This window comes from Bradyrhizobium sp. ORS 278, assembly GCF_000026145.1.
GTDB lineage: Bacteria > Pseudomonadota > Alphaproteobacteria > Rhizobiales > Xanthobacteraceae > Bradyrhizobium.
Map to the genome: position 1 here is coordinate 2121028 of NC_009445.1, position 19981 is coordinate 2141008.

Consider the following 19981-nt stretch of genomic DNA (forward strand, 5'->3'; position numbering starts at 1 on the left):
CGGGCCCTTCAGCGGGGAGGACGCGGGCTCAGAACTTGACGCTCGGGGCCGCTTCGACCTCGGCGCGGCTGGTGCCGAGATCGAAGAATTCCTTGCGGGTGAAGCCGAACGTGCCGGCGAACAGCGCCGCCGGCAGCTGCTGGATGCCGGTATTGTACTCCTGCACCGCATTGTTGAAGAAGCGGCGGCTGGCGGCGATCTTGTTCTCGATGTCGGAGAGCTCGCCCGCGAGCTGCTGGAAGTTGGCGTTGGCCTTGAGGTCCGGATAGGCCTCGGAGAGCGCGATCAGCCGGCCGAGCGCGCCGGACAGCTGACCCTCGGCGGCGGAAACCTGGGCCGGCCCTTGCGCCGAGATGGCCGCATTGCGGGCCTTGATGACCTCATCCAGGGTGCCGCGCTCGTGCGCGGCATAGCCCTTCACGGTCTCGACGAGGTTCGGAATCAGATCGTGGCGCAGCTTGAGCTGGACGTCGATATCGGCAAAGGCCTGGCCGACGCGCTGGCTAAGGGCCACCAGCCTGTTGTAGGCGCCGAAGGCGAACAGCACGAGAATGACGAGGATGCCGAGGACGATCCAGCCGGACATGACGGGCTCCGAGGGAGAGGGCAGGAGGACGAGGCGGCCAGCACGTGGCGGCGCCGCCGGTCCTGGGGTGGACCGGCGTGCATTGGTCGCGGCAGGGCGGTTGGCCGTTCAAGCCAGTTCGGACGCTTTGGTTTGTTCGCCAGGCGTCCAGACGGCGGCGGCGGTGTCAGCTGGGCTCGGGCAGGACGATCAATACGGCCGGGCGATCCGCCACTGCTGGGCGGGATCGTCCCCCTTGATCTCGCCGGGGGCGCTGTCGGCTTGCGAGGTGTAGAGCGGGCGGTAGCGATAGGCCCACATCTTCTTGCCGTCGCTGCGGGTGATGACCGTGAAATCGCCGGTGGCAACCGCGTTGTCCGGCGCCATCAGCGGTGGCCGCTTCTCGGCGCAGGCGCCGTCGCAGGTCGATTGGCGGCCGGTGTTATCGCGCTCAGTATAATACAGCGTCATGCCCTTCGGGTCCGTGAGTACCGGGCCGTTCTTGCCGATGACGGCCTTGGCCGGGGGACCTTCCTGCTTCGGGGGCGGCGGCGCCGACGACTCGCCGCCGTGCCCTCCGGCGAAGGCCGTTCCTGCCGAAGCCACCAGAATTGCAGCGATTGTCATCGTCCTGAACATCGACACGCGTTCCCTTGTGAGCAGCGCATTCAGCGCCTCCTGCAGCTCACCGTAGCAAGCGCGGGTTTTTCTCGGGTTTCGCGAAGTCGGGAAAATAAGAGACAAAGTCGACCCAGCGTTAACCAAGCCAGGCCGCGAAGCTATTCATGGCCGTGTCGGCGGCTCCACGCCGTCGCCCCAGTCCCATCGCCGCGCGGCGGCAAAGGCGGGCTTGTCGCGGCGGGGAATGCTGACCGCGGCCGCGGTCCCATCGGCTTGGCACAGCTTCGCCGTCATAGCGATCTTCGTGACCAGCGGCGGCGCGAGCACGCGCGCAGCCGGGCGATGCGTGACCGGCTGGCGGGTCAGGGCGATGAAGCTGAACTTCTCGTCCTCGAACGGGACGTCCGCGCCTTTGAGCTCGCGATGCGCCCGCGACCGCGCCAGCCGCTGGACGAAATGACACCAGTCCGGGGCGATCAGCGGACAAGCCGCCGTATGCGGGCAGGGTGCGGCGACGTGAGCGCCGGCCGCGATGAGCCGATCGCGCGCGGCGATGATGCGCTGATAGCCAGCCGGCGTGCCGGGCTCGACGATCAGGAGAGTTTGGTGCGTCTCGACCCAGAGCATATCGATGATCGGGCCGCGCTCGGCCTCGCTCAACTCGCCAATCATGTAGCTGGCGATGACGAGATCGGCGCCACCGGCGCGATCGAGCAGCGCTCGCGCCTGGCCGAGCGTGTAGGCCAGATCGCGCATCCGCATTGTTTCGTCAGCAAGAGCGAGGGCCAGCGCGCGCAGCGCCGGATTGGCATCGATCGCGTGGAACGCGGCCAGCGATGCGAAAGCTTCGGCTGCAGCGAAGCTCGCGGTCCCCGGTCCGGCGCCGACATCGAGCAGCGAGACCGGGGCAAACTCCGGGCTCGCCTGCATCACGGCATTCAGGCTCGCCGCCATCGCCGCGTAAGTCGCCGGCATGCGCACCGCGGCGTAGGCAATGGCGTCGGCCTCGCTGGTGATCGTTCCGGAATTGCCGCCGCTGCGATAGGCCGCCGAGATGCGCGCGGCGCGAGCCGCTGCATCCTGCCGCGACTGCCTATGCAGCCCGGCTTCGAGCGCAGCTTTGAGGTGTGGGGGCAGGTCAGGAGAGATCATGGCTCTCTCCAAGAGTCAGTCCGGGCGCCGCTGATGCGGCGATCCGGAACGAGGGACCACGATCACGCCACCTGCTGGTCGAGGATCTTCACGGCCTCGTCGAGCGCGACCGAGACGAGCTGCGACACGCCGCGCTCGGCCATGGTGACGCCGAACAGCCGGTTCATGCGCGCCATGGTGATCGGATTGTGGGTGATGATGATGAAGCGGGTCTCGGTCGAGCCCTTCATCTCGTGCAGCAAATTGCAGAAGCGTTCGACGTTGTGGTCGTCGAGCGGCGCGTCGACCTCGTCCAGCACGCAGATCGGCGAGGGGTTGGTGAGGAACACCGCGAAGATCAGCGCCATCGCCGTCAGCGCCTGCTCGCCGCCCGAGAGCAGCGACAGCGTCTGCGGCTTCTTGCCCGGCGGCTTGGCGATGATCTCGAGGCCGGCCTCGAGCGGATCGTCGCTCTCGATCAGATGCAGCGCGGCCTCGCCGCCGCCGAACAGCTCGGTGAAGAGCCGCTTGAAATGGTCGTTGACGGTTTCGAACGACGCCTGCAGCCGCTCGCGCGCCTCCTTGTTGAGGCTCTGGATGCCCTGGCGCAGCCGCTTGATGGCTTCGACGAGGTCGTCGCGCTCGGTGGTGAGTGCCGTATGCGAACCCTCGACCTCGGTCAGCTCTTCCTCGGCGCGCAGGTTGACGGCGCCGAGCCGCTCGCGGTCGCGGCGCAGCTTCTCCAGGCTGTCCTCGATCTCGTGCAGCGGCGGCAGCTGCGTGTCCGGGCCGATCTCGGCCATGGCGGCGACCGCATTCGGCTCGCATTCGAGCATGTCGTGGATCTCGCGCTCGACGTCGGCGACGCGGCGCTTGGCGCTCTCCAGCCGCTCCTCGGCGCGGGCCGCCGCTTCGCGCGACTTCGACAATGCTTCGAGCGAGGCCTTGGCGGCGCGGTCGGTGTCGCCCATCGCGGTCTCGGCCTCGGCCAGCGCGTCGGCCGCGACCTGCCGCTCTTCCTCGGCGATCGCGAGCTCGTCGATCAGCGCGCTGCGCTTCTCGGCGAAGATCTCCGGCGCGTTGTCGAGCTCGGCGCGCTCGTCCCGGACCTCGGCGATGCGGGCCTCGATGGTGGCGATCTGCGAGCCGGCGCCGCGGATGCGGTTGAACCAGTCGTTGCGCTCGTTGATGATCGCCTGGACGCGGCGGTCCGCGAGCTCAGCCTCGCGGGCCAGCGCCTGGGCCTCGGCGCGAACTTGCGCTGCCGCACGGCGCTTGGTCTCGATCTCGGCGCGCACGGCCGCCAGACGGCCGTCGGCCTCGGTGGTCGCCGGCAGCTCCTCGATCGCTTCCAGCGCATTCTGGTGCAGCTCGGCGATCTCGGCGCGGTCATGGGCGAGGCGGGTCGAGGCCTCGACCAGCGCCGACTTGCGCGCCGAATGGCGGTTGATCTCGCGCTCGGCATTAGCATGGCGCTCGCGCGCCGAATTGACCTCGCGCTGCGCGGCGCGCCACGCTTCGCGCGCGGCGCTTTCCGCAGCCGTCGCAGCCTTCACCTCGGCTTCGGCGCTCTCCAGCGCCTGGCGCTTGCCGGCGGCGTCGATGCGCGCCTGCTCCAGCTCGGCCTCGATGTCGATCAGGCGGGCGCGCTCGGCGAGGCGGCGTGCGGCGCCGGTCGGCGCATGCGCGGCGGCGATGAAGCCGTCCCAGCGCCAGACGTCGCCCTCCGGCGACACCAGCCGCTGGCCGGTGCGCAGCTGCGACACCAGCTGCGCGCCGCGCTCGCGCGACACCACGCCGATCTGGGCGAGACGGCGCGACAGCTCCGGCGGCGCCTGCACATACGCAGCCAGCGGTTCGACGCCATCGGGCAGCGCGGGGTCAGTGACCTCGGCGCCGGCCACCGTCCAGTGCATCGGCGCGGAGGCATCGACCGGCGCGTCGAGATCGTCGCCGAGCACGGCGCCGAGCGCCTTTTCATATCCCTTGGCAACGGTGACGCCGTCGATGATCGGCGGCCACAGATTCTTGGTCTCGCTGTTCACCATCTTGGAGATGGTACGCGCCTCGGTCTCCAGCCGCTGCGCCCGCTTCTCGGCGTCCGCGAGCGGGGCGCGCGAGGCTTCGAGCTTCTGCCGGGCATTGGCCTGCGCGGCCTCGTTGGTTTGCACGGCGGCCTCGGCCTGCGCCTCGGCCTCTTCAGCGGCTTCGAGCGCGGCGGCGAGGGTGTCGAGATCGCCGAGATGGGCGGTCTCCTGCGCCAGCCGTTCCTCGTCGGCGCGGACATTGGCGATGTCCTGGTCGAGGCGGGCGAGCCGCTCGCGATGGCTGCGGACGTTGGCCTCGAGCTGGTTGCGGCGCGCGGTGAGGTCGGCGAGCTGCGTCGTCAGCTCGGTGAACTGGCGTTCCGTTTCGAGAAGCAGCGCCTCGGCCTCGGCGACGCGCTCGTCGACGCCGCTGCGCATCTCGACGCGCGCCTTGATCTCTTCCTTCAGCTCCGCGTCTTCGGTCTCGAGACGCTGCAGCGCGACCTGCGCGTCCTGGTTCTGCTGCTGCTCGCGGGCGACGTCGGCGGTGAGCTGCATCAGGCGGCGGTCGAGCTCGCCGGCGCGCTCCTTGGCGCGCACCTCCTCGCGATCGAGCAGATCGCGGGCGTTCTTCAGCCGCTGCATCGTCGCAGCGGCGCGTGCCTCGGCCTCGCGCAGCGCCGGCAGATGCGACGAGCGGATCGCCTGGATGCGCGCCGATTCGGCCTGCTCGCGCGTTCGCTCCGCCATCTCGCGCACGGCGACGTCGTGCGTATGCGCGGCGTCGTTGAGGTCGGCATGCGCGCCCATCCAGCGCAGATGATAGAGCGTCGCTTCCGCCTTGCGCACCTTGGCCGCGACCTCGCGATAGCGGATCGCCTGGCGCGCCTGCTTGCGCAGGCCTTCCATCTGGCCGGAGAGCTGGCCGATGACGTCTTCCACGCGGAGCAGATTGGTCTCGGCCGCCTTCAGCCGCAGCTCGGCCTCGTGGCGGCGCGCATGCAGGCCGGCGACGCCGGCGGCGTCTTCCAGCACGCGGCGGCGCTGCTCGGGTTTCGCTTGAATGATCTCGCCGATCTTGCCCTGGTGGACGAGGGCCGGCGAGCGCGCGCCGGTGGCGGCGTCGGCGAACAGGATCTGCACGTCGCGGGCGCGCACGTCACGGCCGTTGATGCGATAGACCGAGCCGGCCTCGCGCTCGATGCGGCGCGAGATTTCGAGGATGTCGCGGTCGTTTACGGCGGCCGGCGCGGTGCGATCGCTGTTGTCGATCGTCATCACCACTTCGGCGTGGTTGCGCGACGGACGCGTGTTCGAGCCGGAGAAGATCACCGCGTCCATGTCGGCGGCGCGCAGCGATTTGTGCGAGGTCTCACCCATCGCCCAGCGCAGCGCCTCGACCAGATTCGACTTGCCGCAGCCGTTCGGACCGACGACGCCGGTGAGGCCGGGTTCGATCACGAAGTCAGTCGGTTCGACGAACGTCTTGAAACCGTGGAGACGAAGACGCGTGAGTTTCATGCACAGATTCTCTGTTGGCGGGAAACGAATCTCACAGCCCTGACAATACCATGGATGGCAAAGTCAAAGTGACTTGAGTCGCCGTTGCGCCCCATTCTGAGGGCGGGACAATGGCGACGCCGATCCGTGAGGGCAACCCGCTCGCCCCGCTTTTCCAAGGCTTTCTCGACCGAATCAGCCACCAAACAGAAGCGACCCCACGAAGGGGCCGCACTGTGTCTCGTTTGACTCAGTGATTCGGATCAGCTCTTCAGAAGCGGGTTGATGCGCTTCTGAAACTCCTCGATCGAGGATTCGCCTTTGATCTTCTCGCCGTTGATGAAGAAGGTCGGCGTCGAATCAACTTTAAGAACGTCGCTGGCGTACTTCTGATCGGCGGCGATCTTGTCGAGCAGAGCCTGGTCCTTTAGGCAGGCCTCGACCTGCTGCTGGCTGAGGCCGGCCTGCTTGCCGATCCGGGTCAGGGTCTCGGTGGTGTTCTTGACCACCCAGTCGTTCTGCGAGCGGAACAGCATGTCGGTGACGGCGAAATACTTCTGCGCGTCGTCCTTGGCGATGCAGCGCGTCAGCATCGAGCCGGCGGCGGCCTTGATGTCGAGCGGGAACTCGCGGAAGATGTAGCGCACCTTGCCGGTATCGATGTATTCGGCCTTCAGCTTCGGGAACACGGTCGCGTTGAACGCCGCGCAATGCGGACAAGTCATCGAGGCGTATTCGGTGATGGTGACGGCAGCGTCGGTCGGCCCGATCGCCATGTCGGGCAGCGACTGCGGCTTGGCGACGTCGGCGGCGCTCTGCGCGAAGGCCTCCGAGATCAGCCGCAGCGGCGAGAAGCCGGCCAGCGCGGCGAGGCCGGTCAGCGACAAGGCGGCGGTGAAGGCGCGGCGGGTAATGATCAAGGCTCTGCTCCGGAATGGGCGCATCTCGCGCCTGAAACGCTCTCAACTTGGCTTTTCGCTAGCTTGAAACCCAGTCTGAGGCAATGCCGCGCCTCAACCCCGGATCAAACGGCGAACGTCAATTTCGCTTGATGGCCGCGCCCAGCCGCGCCAGCGCATCGCGCAGCGCGTCGTCCTCGATGGCGGTCAGGCTTGCCGCGACCTTGGCCACCTGCTTCGGATCGGGCGGCGCCGGCCGTCGCTTCACGGGAGGCCGCGTCAGCGGCCCCTGGCGCAGCGCCAGCTTGCCGACGGCATGCCAGCCGAAGAAGCGGTTGACCCGCTCGAGGATGACATCCGACGAATGCTGGATCTCCAGCGCCATCGGCCCCTCGACGCGCAGGATCAAGGTCGCCGGCTCCTGCGGCTGGCCCTCGACCGGCCGCGGCCATTGCATCTTCAGCGGCTGCGCATGCTCGGCGATCTCGCGCCCCGCAATCTCCGGCCAGCGCGTCACCAGCTCGCGCGCGGCAAACCCCTGCTTGGCATAGGCGGCCGTGAGCACGTCGCCCATCATCAGCGCGAGAGGCTTTGCGGTGAGGCGGCCGGGCTTTGCCATGATGCTTTCTCGCTGCCGTCACGCGGCGCGCGGACGGATCGCTTTCAGGTCGGGGGCAATCTCGCGCCGCCGTTGCATGAGGTCATGATCCATCTGAAGACCCAGGAAGAAGCCCTCGGAGACACGAAAATAGCGGGCGAGGCGCAGATCCGTATCTGCGGTGATGTCGCGCTTGCCGAGCACGATCTCGTTGATCCGGCGGGGCGGCACATGAACGGCGCGTGCCAGCGCGTTCTGGCTCAGTCCCATCGGCTTGAGGAACTCCTCCAACAGGATCTCGCCGGGATGCGGATTGTGCAGCAGATTGCTTCTAGCGGTGGTAGTCGACGATTTCGACATGCGCCGGTCCTCTATCATCCCAGACGAAGCAAATTCGCCGTTGATCGTTGATCCTGATCGAATGTTGCCCGACGCGATCGGCCTTCAAAGCCTCGAGCCGGTTCCCCGGCGGCACCCGGAGATCGTCAAGAACCCGGGCCTGATTGAGAAGACGAAGTTTGCGAAGTGCGACATCCTGAATGTCGGACGGCAATCTCCGGCTCCGTCGGCCGCTCCATATCAGCTCCGTCTCGCGATCCGCGAAGCTCTGGATCACGTCAGATTATAACGCGCGGCGTCATAGAAGGCGAGGACATTCTGTTTGACGCCGCTTGAGCTGGGGACTTCCAGGCCGGTGCGCTGGTCCGTCCTTTGTTTTCGCTTTATTGAGGAGACGTGGCTCATCACAAGGCTTCTCGAAAACACCAGCACGACGCCGCCTCTGCCGAGCGCCCGGCGCAACTGCTCGCGTGGTACGACCGTCACCGGCGGCGGCTGCCGTGGCGCGCGCCCTCCGGGCAGCGCTCGGATCCGTATCGGGTCTGGCTGTCGGAGATCATGCTGCAGCAGACCACGGTGAAGGCGGTCGGGCCGTACTTCGAGAAATTCCTGGCGCGCTGGCCGGATGTCTCGGCGCTCGGCAGCGCCGATCTCGAGGACGTGCTGCGGATGTGGGCCGGGCTCGGCTACTACTCGCGGGCGCGCAACCTGCACGCCTGCGCCGTGACCGTGCTGCGCGAACATGGCGGCGTGTTCCCGGACACCGAGGAGGGGCTGCGAAAGCTGCCCGGCATCGGCCCGTACACGGCCGCCGCGATCGCGGCAATCGCCTTCGATCGCCAGACCATGCCGGTCGACGGCAACATCGAGCGCGTCACGACGCGGCTGTTCAGGGTCGAGCAGGCGCTGCCGCAGGCCAAGCCGCAGATCCAGGCGCTCGCCGCCACCTTGCTCGGGCCCTCGCGCGCCGGCGACAGCGCCCAGGCGCTGATGGACCTCGGCGCCACCATCTGCACGCCGAAGAAGCCGGCCTGCTCGCTCTGTCCCCTCAACGAGGATTGCGCGGCGCGCCAGCACGGCGATCAAGAGACGTTCCCGCGCAAGGCGGCGAAGAAGACGGGCACGCTGAGGCGCGGCGCGGCGTTCGTGGTCGTCAGAGGCGACGAACTGCTGGTCCGCTCGCGTCCCGCCAAAGGCCTGCTCGGCGGTATGACCGAGGTCCCCGGCTCGAACTGGCTGGCCGGCCATGATGATGTGGAGGCGTTGGCACAGGCGCCGGACATCGCGGCCGTGAAACGCTGGCACCGCAAGCTCGGTGTCGTCACCCACGTCTTCACGCACTTCCCGCTCGAACTTGTGGTCTACACCGCGACAGTGCCGGCCCGCACCCGCGCCCCTGACGGAATGCGCTGGGCGAAGATCGCGACGCTCGACGGCGAGGCGCTGCCAAACGTGATGCGCAAGGTCGTGGCGCACGGATTGGGGGAGTGAGCCTGCGCTTCGCATGTCATTTGTGGTCCGCAGTAGTCCGTAGGGTGGGCAAAGGCGCGCCCCGCTGCTCTTGAGTTCGGCGAGCTGTCTCGCGCACCGTGCCCACCATCGTGCCCCCGAGTCCGCCGCAAGACGGTGGGCACGCCGCCGCCTGCGGCGGCCGCTTTGCCCACCCTGCGGCAGCTACAACCACGGCTGTCGTCCCGGCCTTGCGCCGGGACCCATACCCCCAGGGAGCAGTTCGAGGCACGGTGACCGTCGGCATTTTGCCGATCACCACGGCCGCGGCGGATGGGTCCCGGATCGGCGCCACGCCGCGCTGTCGCACGCCGTGGCTTGTCCGGGACGACGGAGGGTGAGGCGGATTCGCGGTTCAAACAGCGGGCTGCATCAGCAGTTAACAGTTGTACTAACAATGAGGCTAGAGAGGCGCTGGACATGAACCCGCGTTCTCGCGGCACATCATGCCCGAGCTTTGCGGTCAGTTCGTCCCTCGCAAATATGCAGAGGGCGCAGGGAATGCCGGATGCTGGCCGCACCCATGGCCCGCCTGCGACAAGAAAAGCAGGCGGCAGTCACCACAGGTTCAGCCGAGAACAACCGGCATTCCCCGCGCGATGGTCTCACGCTTATACGCAGTCTCCCTGGTGCGCCGGCTTGTTGGCCACCATGCCACGACGATGCTTGCGCACCGCGCGGGGGACACCAGCTTCGGGGTGTCAGGACGCTGCGACTTCGCGTCCGCAAGACATCGTTCGTCCGCGCCCCCGTTAAGAGGACGCTGCGATCTCTGGCGGCCACCGCATTCCCGCCTCGCGTGTCGTGACGATCGCGCGCTACGCCCCTTGCAGTGAGGCGGGATGGGAGGGACATAATCATGAATTCCGATAAATAGCAATATAATTATTTTTAGCAGAATCAAATTAGCGCTGCGGGCGGGATCCAGCGGCGCAGGCGCCTGCGTGTCTGTCTCGTGACCACAGCGATAGAATCGCCTCGGCCCACACGATGGATGTCGCGCCGCCCTGAGCGGACATGAAAGGTGCCGTTCCCGAGGCCGGCACATGCCGGCCGCGCAGATTTGTTCATTTGCCGGTGGGATGGACGGCCGATCCCGCGGTCGCTAGGTTCGCGGCTTATCTTATCGGGGGATCACCATGCTCAAGCTCTATGTCGCGCCAGGCACCTGTGCGCTCGCGTCCCACATCGCGCTGGCTGAGACGGGTGCCGACTACACGATCGAGAAGCTCAGCTTCAAGACCAACCAGCAGAACAGCCCGGATTATCTCGCGATCAACCCCAAGGGGCGGGTGCCGGCGCTGGTGACGGAGAAGGGTATCCTGACCGAGACTCCCGCGATGCTCGCCTATGTCGCGCAGCGTTTTCCGCGGGCCCGGCTCGCGCCGCTCGAAGATGCGTTTGCCTTTGCCGAGGTGCAGTCGTTCACCAGCTATCTCTGCTCCACCGTCCACATCGCTCACGCGCATAAGATGCGCGGTTATCGCTGGGCCAATGAGGAATCATCCTTTGCCGACATGAAGCGCAAGATTCCGGAGACGATGGGCGCCTGCTTCGCCCTGATCGAGCAGAAGATGCTGCGCGGTCCTTTCGTGATGGGTGGGCAGTATACGATCTGTGACCCCTATCTGTTCACGATCGCGCAATGGCTCGAGGGCGACGGCGTCGACATCAAGGCCTTCCCGAAGGTCGCCGATCACGTCGCGCGCATGGCCGAGCGGCCCGCGGTCCAGAAGGCCTTCGCGGAGCTCGCGGCCTGACGCCGTCTGATTGACCCGCACCTTGCAGCGCCTCATGGCGGCGCCGCCGGTCGAGACGCCAGCGATCCGGTCGGCCGACGCCGCACGCGGGCGGAATGGTCGAGCCCGGTGGAGGAAGGCTGACGGCCGAGAAAAAACAACAAGGCAGCGGGAACCCCGGTCGGCCCAGTGACGTTGCTTCGAGCCGTGGCATGCGCCTGCGGCCGATCTCCTATTTCTGGGCCCTTTGATGTTGCTGGCAGCGATTTCCGATGATTCCTCGCGCACGACCAGCACCGGGATTCGCGAACGATTGAAAGCGGCCACTGCATCGGCGCATCACGCGCTGGATGAGCGGCTCGCCCAGCTCGATCTCACCACGACGGCGCATTATCGCCGGTTCCTTCAGGCCAGCGCCGCGGCGCTGTGGCCGTTGGAGCAGCTGCTCGAGGAGAGCGGGGCGGCCGGCATCGTCGACGACTGGACCGCGCGTCGGCGAAGCGACGCCCTGCGAGCAGACCTTGCCGATCTCCAGGGGACGGCCGCTCCGCTGCAGCTGTCAGGGGACTCGCTCGCGCGGCCCTGCATTCTCGGCAAGCTCTACGTCCTGGAAGGCTCGCGACTGGGCGCCGTGTATCTGCTGCGCATCGTCTCGGCCTCCGCCGATCCGCGCGTGAGGCGCGCGACGCGCTATCTCCGCCATGGCGCCGGCCAGGGGCTGTGGCCGAGCTTCCTGGCGCGGCTCGCACGCGAGCCGATGACGTCGGATGACGAAGGCAAGGCGATCGCCGGCGCGCACGCCGCGTTCGCGCTGTTTGCGACCGCGATGGCTGCAGCATGAACGAGCCGGTCAACCTTACCAATTGCGATCGCGAGCCGATCCATGTCCCCGGCAGCGTCCAGCCGTTCGGCTTCCTCCTGGCGCTGGTGTCGGACTTCACGATCTGCATGGCCTCGGAGAACGCGCCGGACTTCCTCGACGGCGACATCGGCTGGCTGTTGCACAAATCGCTCGGCGCGGTGGTCTGCGAGAGTGCCGAGGCGGCGATCCGCGCTCGCGTCGACTATCTAAGCGGGCCGGATGCGGTCGAGCGCGTCTTCGGCGTCGACCTGCAGGGGCAGGGGCGTCTGTTCGATCTCGCCATCCATTTCTCCGGCGCCTATCTCGTCGTCGAAGCCGAGCCCAGCCTCATCGAGCCCGGCGTCAATTCCGGCGAGCTGGTGCGGCTGATGCTCGGCCGCATCCGCAAGACGACCGGCATGATCGACCTGGCGCAGGAGGCGGCGCGGCAGCTCAAGCTGCTGACCGGCTTCGATCGCGTGATGGTTTATCGATTCCATCCGGACGGCTCCGGCGAGGTCATCGCGGAGACGGCGGGCTCGGGCCTCGAGCCTTTCCTCGGTCTGCACTATCCGGCCTCGGATATTCCGCGGCAGGCGCGGCAGCTCTATCAGCGCAACTGGCTGCGCATCATCGCCGACATCGACGCCGCGCCGGCGCCGCTGCTGTCGACGCCGGCCCACAATGCGCCGCTGCTCGACCTGTCAATGAGCGTGCTGCGCGCGGTGTCGCCTGTTCACATCGAATATCTCCGCAACATGGGCGTCGGCGCCTCCATGTCGGTCTCGATCCTGCGCGATGGCAAGCTGTGGGGCCTGTTCGCCTGCCACCATTATTCGCCGCGTCATCTCTCGTTCGAGAAGCGGACCGCGGCCGAGCTGTTCGGCCAGATGTATTCCTGGCTGCTCGAGGCCCGCGAGCGCGAGACCGACGTCGCCTATGAAAGCCGCGCGCACCAGATCCAGGAACGGCTGATCGAGCGCGCGGCGACGCAGGCGCACAGCAAACGCGCCATTCTGGAGTTCGTCGGCGAGTATCGCCAGATGATCGAATGCGACGGCCTTGCGATCTGGTCCGACGACGAGATCACGCTCGATGGCGAGACGCCGACCGAGGAGGAGGTGCAGGAGCTCATCGGCTTCATCAACCGGACGTCGCCGGGCCAGATCTGCGCCAGCGCGGAGATCGCCAAGGTCTACGCGTCCGGCGAGGCGTTCCGCGACCGTGCGGCCGGCTTCCTTGCGATCCCGATCTCGCGCACGCCGCGCGACTGCCTGGTGTTCTTCCGGCGCGAGGTGCTGCGCTCGGTCAACTGGGCCGGCGATCCCAACAAGACCTATGCCGAGGGGCCGCTCGGCGCGCGGCTGACGCCGCGCAAGAGTTTCGAGCTGTGGCAGCAGACGGTGGCCGGTCAGTCCAAGCCGTGGACCACGGCGGATCTGCGCATCGCCGAGAGCCTGCGTGTCACGCTTCTGGAAGTCATCCTGCAATTGTCGGAGCTCGCCGCGCGCGAGCGCCGCGGCGCACAGGAGCGGCAGGAGCTGATGATCGCCGAGCTCAACCATCGCGTCCGCAACATCCTGAGCCTCGTGCGCGGCCTCGTCGCCCAGAGCAAGGATACCGCGACGTCGGTCGAGGAGTTCGCCTCGGTGCTGGGCGGCCGCATTCAGGCGCTGGCGCGGGCGCACGACCAGATCACCAATCTCAACTGGGCACCGGTCGCGCTGCGGTCGCTGCTCGAATCCGAAGCGGGCGCGTATCTCGGCGCGCGCGCCGGGCGTGTCAGGATGGAAGGCCCCGACGTCGCGCTCGATCCCAAGGCGTTCGCGACGCTCGCGCTCGTCGTCCACGAGATGATGACGAATTCGGCGAAGTACGGCGCGCTCGCCGACTCCACGGGCCAGGTGCAGGTGCTGTGGCGGCTCGATCCCGGATCGAGCCTCGTGATCGACTGGAAGGAGAGCGGCGGGCCGCCGGTGCAGCCGCCGTCGCGGCGCGGCTTCGGCACCACGATCATCGAACGCTCGGTGCCGTTCGATCTCAAGGGCGACGCCGAGATCCGCTTCGACCTGCTCGGAGTTCAGGCGCGCTTCGTCATTCCCGCCAATTTCGTGCAGATGGTGCCCGCGCTGTCCGGCGCACCGTCGCGTCAACAGACCAAGGAAGAGCAGACACCAAGGCTCTCCGGCACGGTGCTGATCGTCGAGGACAATCTGATCATCGCGATGGGGGCCGAGGTGATCCTGCTCGAGCTCGGCGCGCGCCACATCGACACGGCGGCTTCGGTGAATCAGGCGCTGAAGTCGATCGAACGCGCGGTGCCGAGCTTCGCGCTGCTCGACATCAACCTGGGCGCGGAGAGCAGCCTGCCAGTCGGGCATCGCCTCAAGGAGCTCGGCGTGCCCTTCATGTTCGCCACCGGTTATGGCGAGCGCGCGCCGATTCCCGCGGAGCTCTCCGAGGCGCCGGTCATCCAGAAGCCTTACACGCGCGAGCTGGTCGAGAAGGCGCTGTCGAAGATGATGAAGCAGGCCGCGCCGGCGCGCGATCCCGGTTGATGGATCGATCATCATCCGATGCGCCACCGGATGGGTGTGATGGTAGCGGCCGGTGGTCGCGGCCACGTCGCTTGGAACAGCGCGAATCAACCTTGGCGCGGATGTTTGTTCACGTGTAGTTCGAAGGTTGAACAAACGTGCTCTTCGCGCTCGCCAATCGCGACCGCCAGCGGCTTGCAATGACGGGTGTGCAGAATTTTCCTGTGCGCGCCGTCTCACATCCGCGTGTTATCGCGACCGCGACGAGAGGTAATAAGCGAACACATCGCCGCTTATTCCCACTGTGGCTGCGGCAAAACAGCCCAGAAAAATTAGAACGCGTCCAAGGGACACCGTCGTTCTAACATTGTTTCGACAAATGGAACCTGAGCAGCCTTATTCCGAACGAAGTCATCGCTGAAACGACGCAACGGGGGCGCGTTGAATCGTCGGAGGTCTGATGACGAATCGAACGGCGAGTTTGTTGCCGTGTGTTGCTGTCGCCGCGCTGGCGGGAGCGGCTGCGGCGACAATCGAGTTTAAACCGGCATCGGCTGCTGACGAATGCCTTGCGAAGCCTGGTGGGACTCCGGCGGGGAAGCACTGGTTCTATCGTGTCGATCGCACGACGAAGAAGCAGTGCTGGTACCTGCGCGAGGATGATCGCGCGTCGCAGGGCGCCTCGCTCGTGACGCGCAAGCTGGCGTCGCATCGGGATCGCACGACGATGTCGTCGTCAGCGGCCGATGCGCGGGCGGAGATCCAATCGTCGCCATCCGGCGACGACACGAAGACCGCGTCGGCGGTCCCGAGTTCGGGTGCGCGCACGGCGGCGGTGTTCCCGCCCGTGGCCGCGTTTCCGACTGTGCCGGCAGCTGCGACCGCGCCAGCCGCGGCGAAGACGCCGACAAGCCCCGAGCCGTTGAGCTCCGCGCCCGCGGTGGATACGTCCGATTCCGCCACGAGCGACTCGGCGGTCGCGACGCGGTGGCCGGATTCCTCCGGCACTTTGCAGACCCAGCCTGCGCCGGCGCGAGCACCCACCTTGACGCTGGCCGCGGCGGCAAGCGACGCGGCGCCGGCCGACGTCGCGCCGGTCGTGGCATCGCAGCCGACAGCTGATGTTGCTCCGCTGACGTCCGTCGGCGGCCTGCCCGACAATGCGGCGCGGACCCGGCTGTTCGCCTTCCTCGGTGCAGTCGCGGTCGCGGGCTTCTCGACCAGCGTGCTGCTGGCGCGCGCGCGGGCCAAGCGGCAACTGCGCATCGAGCCGGCCGCTGCCCGCTATGTGTCGCGCTGGCCGACCGAGCCGGAGCTCGACCGCATGCATTTGCCGCGGGTGGACGACTTCCATGCCGCCGCCGCTGCGCGCCGCGAGCGCGCGGCGCAGCTGTCGGTGGTGCCGCGCGACGACGCGCGCTACGACGAGCAGTACGAGGTCGAGGACCTCCTGGCGCGCTATTCCGGACAGGGACGGAGCAGGTCGTAACGTCTCAGGCGGCGTTCATCTCGGAGCGGATCTCGGCGCGCAGCTCGTCGATCAGCCTGAGGCCGCCCTTGGTCTCGACGTGCCAGAACGTCCAGCCGTTGCAGGCCGGCAATCCCTGCGCTACTGCGCCGATGCGGTGGATCGAACCGACCTTGTCGCCCAGCATGATCGCCCCGTCGGCGCGCACCAGCGCGCCGTAGCGGCGCTTGGAGTCGACAAGCTTGGCGCCTGGCGCGATCATGCCGCGCTCGATCAGTTCTGAGAAGGCCACCCGCGGCGCCTCGCGCGCCGTCATGAACGGCGCGAGCGTCTCCGCGGGGAGCGGCTCGACCGCGGCAATACGCCGCTCGGCGGCTTCCGCATAGGCCTTGTCGCGCTCGAAGCCGATGTAGCGGCGGCCGAGGCGCTTGGCCACGGCGCCGGTGGTGCCGGTGCCGTTGAAAGGATCGATCACCAGGTCGCCCTGCTTCGACGATGACAGCAGCACGCGCGCGAGCAGGCCTTCCGGCTTTTGCGTCGGATGAACCTTCTTGCCGTCGCCGTCCTTCAGCCGCTCCTCGCCGGTGCACAGCGGGATCAGCCAGTCCGAGCGCGCCTGCACGTCCTCGTTCGACGCCTTCAGCGCTTCGTAGTTGAAGGTGTAGCCCTTCGCCTTCTCGTCCCGCGCGGCCCAGATCATGGTCTCGTGCGCGTTGGTGAAGCGGCGGCCGCGGAAGTTGGGCATCGGGTTCGACTTGCGCCAGACGATGTCGTTGAGGATCCAGAAGCCGAGATCCTGCATGATCGCGCCGACGCGGAAGATGTTGTGATAGGAGCCGATCACCCAGATCGTCGCGCTCGGCTTCATCACGCGGCGCGCGGCGAGCAGCCAGGCGCGCGTGAAATCGTCGTAGGCCGTGAACGAGGAGAACTTGTCCCAATCGTCGTCGACGGCATCGACCTGCGATTCGTCGGGACGTTTGAGCTCACCCTTGAGCTGCAGATTGTAGGGCGGATCAGCGAACACCAGGTCGACGGATGCGCCTGGCAGTTTCGACATCTCGGCGACGCAGTCGCCGACGATGATTCGGTGCTCTTCAAGAGCCTGGAATTTAGTGCGGGGCGCCCTTGCAGACGCCCCGCGACGCGACTCAACCATGACTCAAGAACTCTGACTCAGGCGACGCTGTCGGCGACGCGGGACCTAACAACCGACTGCCCACATATTGACCGGGCAAAGTAAAAATGGACTTAACCGGGAAAATTTTTCGCATCTCAGCAAGCATGTTCATCACGTGCACCGGCGGCAGGATGCAAGCCGCTGAGTCGTGCGCGCGCTCTGCAAGGTGACGATTGCAATCGCGTTTTCGCCGCGGCGCGCGCAGACTGCGGCTGGCGCGGGGTGGTGCGCATGATGGATTTTTTGGCGTGAGCTAGGCAAAATCTGCCGGCCGGGATATTGATTAACACAGTGGAAATTTTACCTGTTTGCCGCGTTGGGCATTTCGCGCAGAGCCGCGCAAGGACAGTGAGGAAAGGCCGCCATGCGTTACGATGATTTCCGTCGCAGCGACGACATCGACGACCGTCGCGACGAAGGCGGCGGGATGGGCGGCGGTATGGGTCTGCCGATCGGCGGCGGCGGGCTCGGCATCGGCACGATCATCGTGCTCGGCCTGATCGGCTACGCCTTCGGCATCGACCCGCGCATCCTGATCGGCGGCGCCGAGATGATCAGCCATGGCGGCGCGCCGACCTATCAGACCGACCGCCGCTCGGCGGGCAAGAGCGGCGCGCCGAAGGACGAGATGGGCGACATGATCGCCGGCGTGCTCGGCGAGATCGACGACCGCTGGAGCGAGATCTTCCAGGCGTCAGGCCAGAGCTACACCGGGCCGAAGATCGTGCTGTTCCGCAACAGCACCAATGGCGGCCGCTGCGGCATGGCGCAGTCGGCGATGGGGCCGTTCTATTGTCCGCCGGACAAGCAGATCTTCCTCGACACGGGATTCTTCCGTGAGGTCGAGACCCGCTTCCGCGGGTGCTCCGGCAACGCCTGCAAGTTCACCGCGGCCTACATCATCGCGCATGAGGCAGGACATCACGTCCAGAACCTGCTCGGCATCCTGCCGCGGGTGACCCGCATGCAGCAGCAGGTCGGCAGCAAGGCCGAGGCCAACGCGCTGCAGGTCAAGGTCGAGCTGCAGGCCGACTGCCTGTCCGGCGTCTGGGTCAATCGCGAGGCCAAGAAGCGTCCGGGCTTCATCGAGGAGGGCGACATCGATGCGGCGCTGACGACGGCGTCGGCGATCGGCGACGACACCCTGCAGCGCCAGGCGACCGGGCGCGTGGTGCCGGATTCGTTCACGCATGGCTCGGCCGCGCAGCGCAAGCGCTGGTTCATGACCGGCTACCAGCAGGGCACGGTGCAGGCCTGCAATACGTTCGGCGCCAATTCGCTTTAGGAGACGCGATCATGGCGATCGATGAGAGCAAGAGCTTCATCCCCCTCAACATCGCCGTGCTGACGGTGTCAGACACCCGATCGCTCGCCGACGACAAGTCCGGCAATACCCTGAGCGATCGGCTGACCGCCGCCGGCCACACGCTCGCCGCGCGCGACATCGTCACCGATGACGTAGAGAAGATCCGCAGCGTGGTGAAGGCATGGATCGCCGATCCCGGCGTCGATGTCGTCATCACCACAGGGGGCACCGGCTTCACCGGCCGCGACGTCACGCCGGAGGCGATCGAGCCGCTGTTCGAAAAACGCATGGACGGTTTCTCGATCGCGTTCCATCTGCTGAGCCACGCCAAGATCGGGACGTCCACGATCCAGAGCCGTGCGACCGCGGGCGTGGCGGGCGCCACCTACATCTTCTGTCTGCCGGGCTCGCCTGGCGCCTGTCGCGACGGCTGGGACGGCATCCTCGCCGCCCAGCTCGATTATCGCACCAGGCCCTGCAACTTCGTCGAGATCATGCCTCGGCTCGACGAGCATCTACGCCGGCCGAAGGCCCAGGGTGCGACGGCGTAGCCGCGCGCCGTCATTCCGGGGCAGGCTCGGATATGCAGCCGCACAGCGACTGCGTGTCGGCGCCTGAACCTGGAATCTCGAGCTCGTTGACGCGCGCACGCCAGGCCCGGGATTCCGGGTTCAAGATCTGCGGCCTTGCCGCGGAATGACGGTGGTCGTGATAAAGCGAGGTCAGCGCGGCTGGAGGTCGAGCCGCCATGTCTCGCCGATCAGCTCCGCGCCGAACGATGCATGCGGCTGCTCGGCGATCTTGCGGAAGCCGGCGCGGGCGTAGATGTCGCGCGCGGCCGTGAGGATGCTCTGCGTCCATAGCTCGATCGCCGTGTAGTTCGTCTCGCGCGCGAAGCGGATGCATTGCTCGGTCAGGGCGCGGCCGACGCCGAGCCCGCGCGCCTTCTTCTCGACCATGAGCAGCCGCAGCTTGGCGACATCGTCGCTGCCCTTGACGAGAAAGATCGAACCGACCGGCTCGCCGGCGAGCTCCGCGATCCAGCAATGCTCGCGCGTCGGATCGTAGCTGCGGATGAACTGCGCCCCGATCTCGGCGACCAGCGCCTCGAAGGTGGCGTCCCAGCCGTACTCCTCGGCATAGACGGCGCCATGTCGGGAGACCACCCAGCCGATGTCGCCGGGCCGGTGGCTGCGCAACAGCACTGGTGAGCGTTGCGGCTGCGACGGTGCGAGTGCCGTCTCGATGGTCGCCATCGCGCCGACGAGCCGGTCGCGCAGCTCGGGTGCGAGCGGCGCCAGCATGGCAGTGATTTCCTTCTGCGAGCTGCGATCGAGCTTGGCGTAGGCCTGCCGCCCCTTCGCGGTCAGACTGAGCTGCTGCTGCCGGCGATCCGACGGCAGCGGCGTGCGGCTGATCAGGCCCTTCTCGTCGAAGCTCTGGACGATGCGGCTGAGATAGCCGGCGTCGAGGCCGAGCGAAAGACCGATCTCCTTGGCCGACATCGGCTCCTGCTGCGCCAGCTCGTAGAGCACACGCGCCTCTGCCAGGGAGAACGGGCTGTCGAGCAGATGCTGATCGAGCGCGCCGAGCTTCCTCGTGTAGAAACGGTTGAAGGCGCGAACGGCGGCGACCTGGCTGTCGGACGGCAAGTTGGTCATGGCGTCGTCTCCAATATTTGCCATTGTCAATGAAATGATTGACTTTGGCAAGTATCGAGC

At 67.0% G+C, this 19981-nt stretch carries 17 protein-coding genes; 7 read left to right on the plus strand and 10 right to left on the minus strand.

What is annotated here, in order from left to right:
- Nucleotides 1–28: 28 nt before the first annotated feature.
- The 8 genes from BRADO_RS09380 to BRADO_RS33830 form a co-directional block, all read right to left on the minus strand.
- Nucleotides 29–586, minus strand: coding sequence for a LemA family protein (locus BRADO_RS09380; protein ID WP_009028732.1), 558 nt, complete (start codon nucleotides 584–586; stop codon nucleotides 29–31).
- A 189-nt stretch (nucleotides 587–775) separates the two neighbouring features.
- Entirely contained in the window at nucleotides 776–1171 is a 396-nt protein-coding gene (locus BRADO_RS09385) for a hypothetical protein (RefSeq protein WP_011925078.1), read from the minus strand.
- 177 nt (nucleotides 1172–1348) lie between these two features.
- A complete protein-coding gene (locus BRADO_RS09390; protein WP_041756287.1) occupies nucleotides 1349–2338 on the minus strand; it encodes a small ribosomal subunit Rsm22 family protein in 990 nt (329 codons plus the stop codon).
- Nucleotides 2339–2400: 62 nt separating this feature from the next.
- A complete protein-coding gene (smc, locus tag BRADO_RS09395) occupies nucleotides 2401–5865 on the minus strand; it encodes a chromosome segregation protein SMC (RefSeq protein ID WP_011925080.1) in 3465 nt (1154 codons plus the stop codon).
- Between the two features lie 242 nt (nucleotides 5866–6107).
- The gene (locus BRADO_RS09400; protein ID WP_041756288.1) at nucleotides 6108–6764 is read right to left on the minus strand and encodes a DsbA family protein; all 657 of its coding nucleotides are present in this window, start codon (nucleotides 6762–6764) and stop codon (nucleotides 6108–6110) included.
- 118 nt (nucleotides 6765–6882) lie between these two features.
- The gene (locus BRADO_RS09405) at nucleotides 6883–7362 is read right to left on the minus strand and encodes a DUF721 domain-containing protein (protein WP_011925082.1); all 480 of its coding nucleotides are present in this window, start codon (nucleotides 7360–7362) and stop codon (nucleotides 6883–6885) included.
- An 18-nt stretch (nucleotides 7363–7380) separates the two neighbouring features.
- Nucleotides 7381–7701, minus strand: coding sequence for a HigA family addiction module antitoxin (locus BRADO_RS09410; protein WP_011925083.1), 321 nt, complete (start codon nucleotides 7699–7701; stop codon nucleotides 7381–7383).
- A complete protein-coding gene (locus tag BRADO_RS33830; RefSeq protein WP_083794845.1) occupies nucleotides 7673–7957 on the minus strand; it encodes a type II toxin-antitoxin system RelE/ParE family toxin in 285 nt (94 codons plus the stop codon). The genes BRADO_RS09410 and BRADO_RS33830 overlap by 29 nt, the downstream gene beginning before the upstream one ends.
- Before the next feature lie 119 nt (nucleotides 7958–8076).
- Between BRADO_RS33830 and mutY the strand changes: the two genes are divergently transcribed.
- From mutY to BRADO_RS09440, 5 genes are all read left to right on the plus strand, one after another.
- Nucleotides 8077–9171 (plus strand): A/G-specific adenine glycosylase, encoded by a 1095-nt coding sequence (gene mutY, locus BRADO_RS09420; RefSeq protein WP_011925084.1) that lies wholly within the window; start codon nucleotides 8077–8079, stop codon nucleotides 9169–9171.
- Nucleotides 9172–10328: 1157 nt separating this feature from the next.
- Nucleotides 10329–10949, plus strand: a complete 621-nt coding sequence (locus tag BRADO_RS09425; protein WP_011925085.1) for a glutathione S-transferase family protein — start codon at nucleotides 10329–10331, stop codon at nucleotides 10947–10949.
- A 229-nt stretch (nucleotides 10950–11178) separates the two neighbouring features.
- Nucleotides 11179–11769: a biliverdin-producing heme oxygenase gene (locus tag BRADO_RS09430; protein ID WP_011925086.1), complete on the plus strand. Its 591-nt coding sequence runs from the start codon at nucleotides 11179–11181 to the stop codon at nucleotides 11767–11769.
- Nucleotides 11766–14327, plus strand: coding sequence for an HWE histidine kinase domain-containing protein (locus BRADO_RS09435; RefSeq protein WP_011925087.1), 2562 nt, complete (start codon nucleotides 11766–11768; stop codon nucleotides 14325–14327). Before BRADO_RS09430 ends, BRADO_RS09435 begins: the two co-directional genes overlap by 4 nt.
- Before the next feature lie 439 nt (nucleotides 14328–14766).
- Nucleotides 14767–15795 (plus strand): hypothetical protein, encoded by a 1029-nt coding sequence (locus BRADO_RS09440; protein WP_011925088.1) that lies wholly within the window; start codon nucleotides 14767–14769, stop codon nucleotides 15793–15795.
- A 4-nt stretch (nucleotides 15796–15799) separates the two neighbouring features.
- Here the strand turns inward: BRADO_RS09440 and BRADO_RS09445 are convergent, their stop codons facing one another.
- A complete protein-coding gene (locus tag BRADO_RS09445) occupies nucleotides 15800–16933 on the minus strand; it encodes a site-specific DNA-methyltransferase (RefSeq protein WP_083794846.1) in 1134 nt (377 codons plus the stop codon).
- 385 nt (nucleotides 16934–17318) lie between these two features.
- On the opposite strand from BRADO_RS09445, the gene BRADO_RS09450 reads away from it, so the two are divergent.
- On the plus strand, nucleotides 17319–18239 hold the full coding sequence (locus BRADO_RS09450) for a neutral zinc metallopeptidase (RefSeq protein ID WP_041756290.1): 921 nt from the start codon (nucleotides 17319–17321) through the stop codon (nucleotides 18237–18239).
- A gap of 11 nt (nucleotides 18240–18250) precedes the next feature.
- Entirely contained in the window at nucleotides 18251–18811 is a 561-nt protein-coding gene (gene moaB, locus BRADO_RS09455; protein ID WP_011925091.1) for a molybdenum cofactor biosynthesis protein B, read from the plus strand.
- A 171-nt stretch (nucleotides 18812–18982) separates the two neighbouring features.
- Here the strand turns inward: moaB and BRADO_RS09460 are convergent, their stop codons facing one another.
- A complete protein-coding gene (locus BRADO_RS09460) occupies nucleotides 18983–19921 on the minus strand; it encodes a helix-turn-helix domain-containing GNAT family N-acetyltransferase (protein ID WP_011925092.1) in 939 nt (312 codons plus the stop codon).
- Nucleotides 19922–19981: the final 60 nt, after the last annotated feature.

Coding starts and splice junctions, on each gene's coding strand:
- BRADO_RS09380 (WP_009028732.1), bottom strand. CDS start 586: ATGTCCGGCTGGATCGTCCTCGGCATCCTCGTCATTCTCGTGCTGTTC.
- BRADO_RS09390 (WP_041756287.1), bottom strand. CDS start 2,338: ATGATCTCTCCTGACCTGCCCCCACACCTCAAAGCTGCGCTCGAAGCC.
- smc (WP_011925080.1), bottom strand. CDS start 5,865: ATGAAACTCACGCGTCTTCGTCTCCACGGTTTCAAGACGTTCGTCGAA.
- BRADO_RS09405 (WP_011925082.1), bottom strand. CDS start 7,362: ATGGCAAAGCCCGGCCGCCTCACCGCAAAGCCTCTCGCGCTGATGATG.
- BRADO_RS09410 (WP_011925083.1), bottom strand. CDS start 7,701: ATGTCGAAATCGTCGACTACCACCGCTAGAAGCAATCTGCTGCACAAT.
- BRADO_RS09425 (WP_011925085.1), top strand. CDS start 10,329: ATGCTCAAGCTCTATGTCGCGCCAGGCACCTGTGCGCTCGCGTCCCAC.
- BRADO_RS09430 (WP_011925086.1), top strand. CDS start 11,179: ATGTTGCTGGCAGCGATTTCCGATGATTCCTCGCGCACGACCAGCACC.
- BRADO_RS09435 (WP_011925087.1), top strand. CDS start 11,766: ATGAACGAGCCGGTCAACCTTACCAATTGCGATCGCGAGCCGATCCAT.
- BRADO_RS09440 (WP_011925088.1), top strand. CDS start 14,767: ATGACGAATCGAACGGCGAGTTTGTTGCCGTGTGTTGCTGTCGCCGCG.
- BRADO_RS09445 (WP_083794846.1), bottom strand. CDS start 16,933: ATGGTTGAGTCGCGTCGCGGGGCGTCTGCAAGGGCGCCCCGCACTAAA.
- BRADO_RS09450 (WP_041756290.1), top strand. CDS start 17,319: ATGCGTTACGATGATTTCCGTCGCAGCGACGACATCGACGACCGTCGC.
- moaB (WP_011925091.1), top strand. CDS start 18,251: ATGGCGATCGATGAGAGCAAGAGCTTCATCCCCCTCAACATCGCCGTG.
- BRADO_RS09460 (WP_011925092.1), bottom strand. CDS start 19,921: ATGACCAACTTGCCGTCCGACAGCCAGGTCGCCGCCGTTCGCGCCTTC.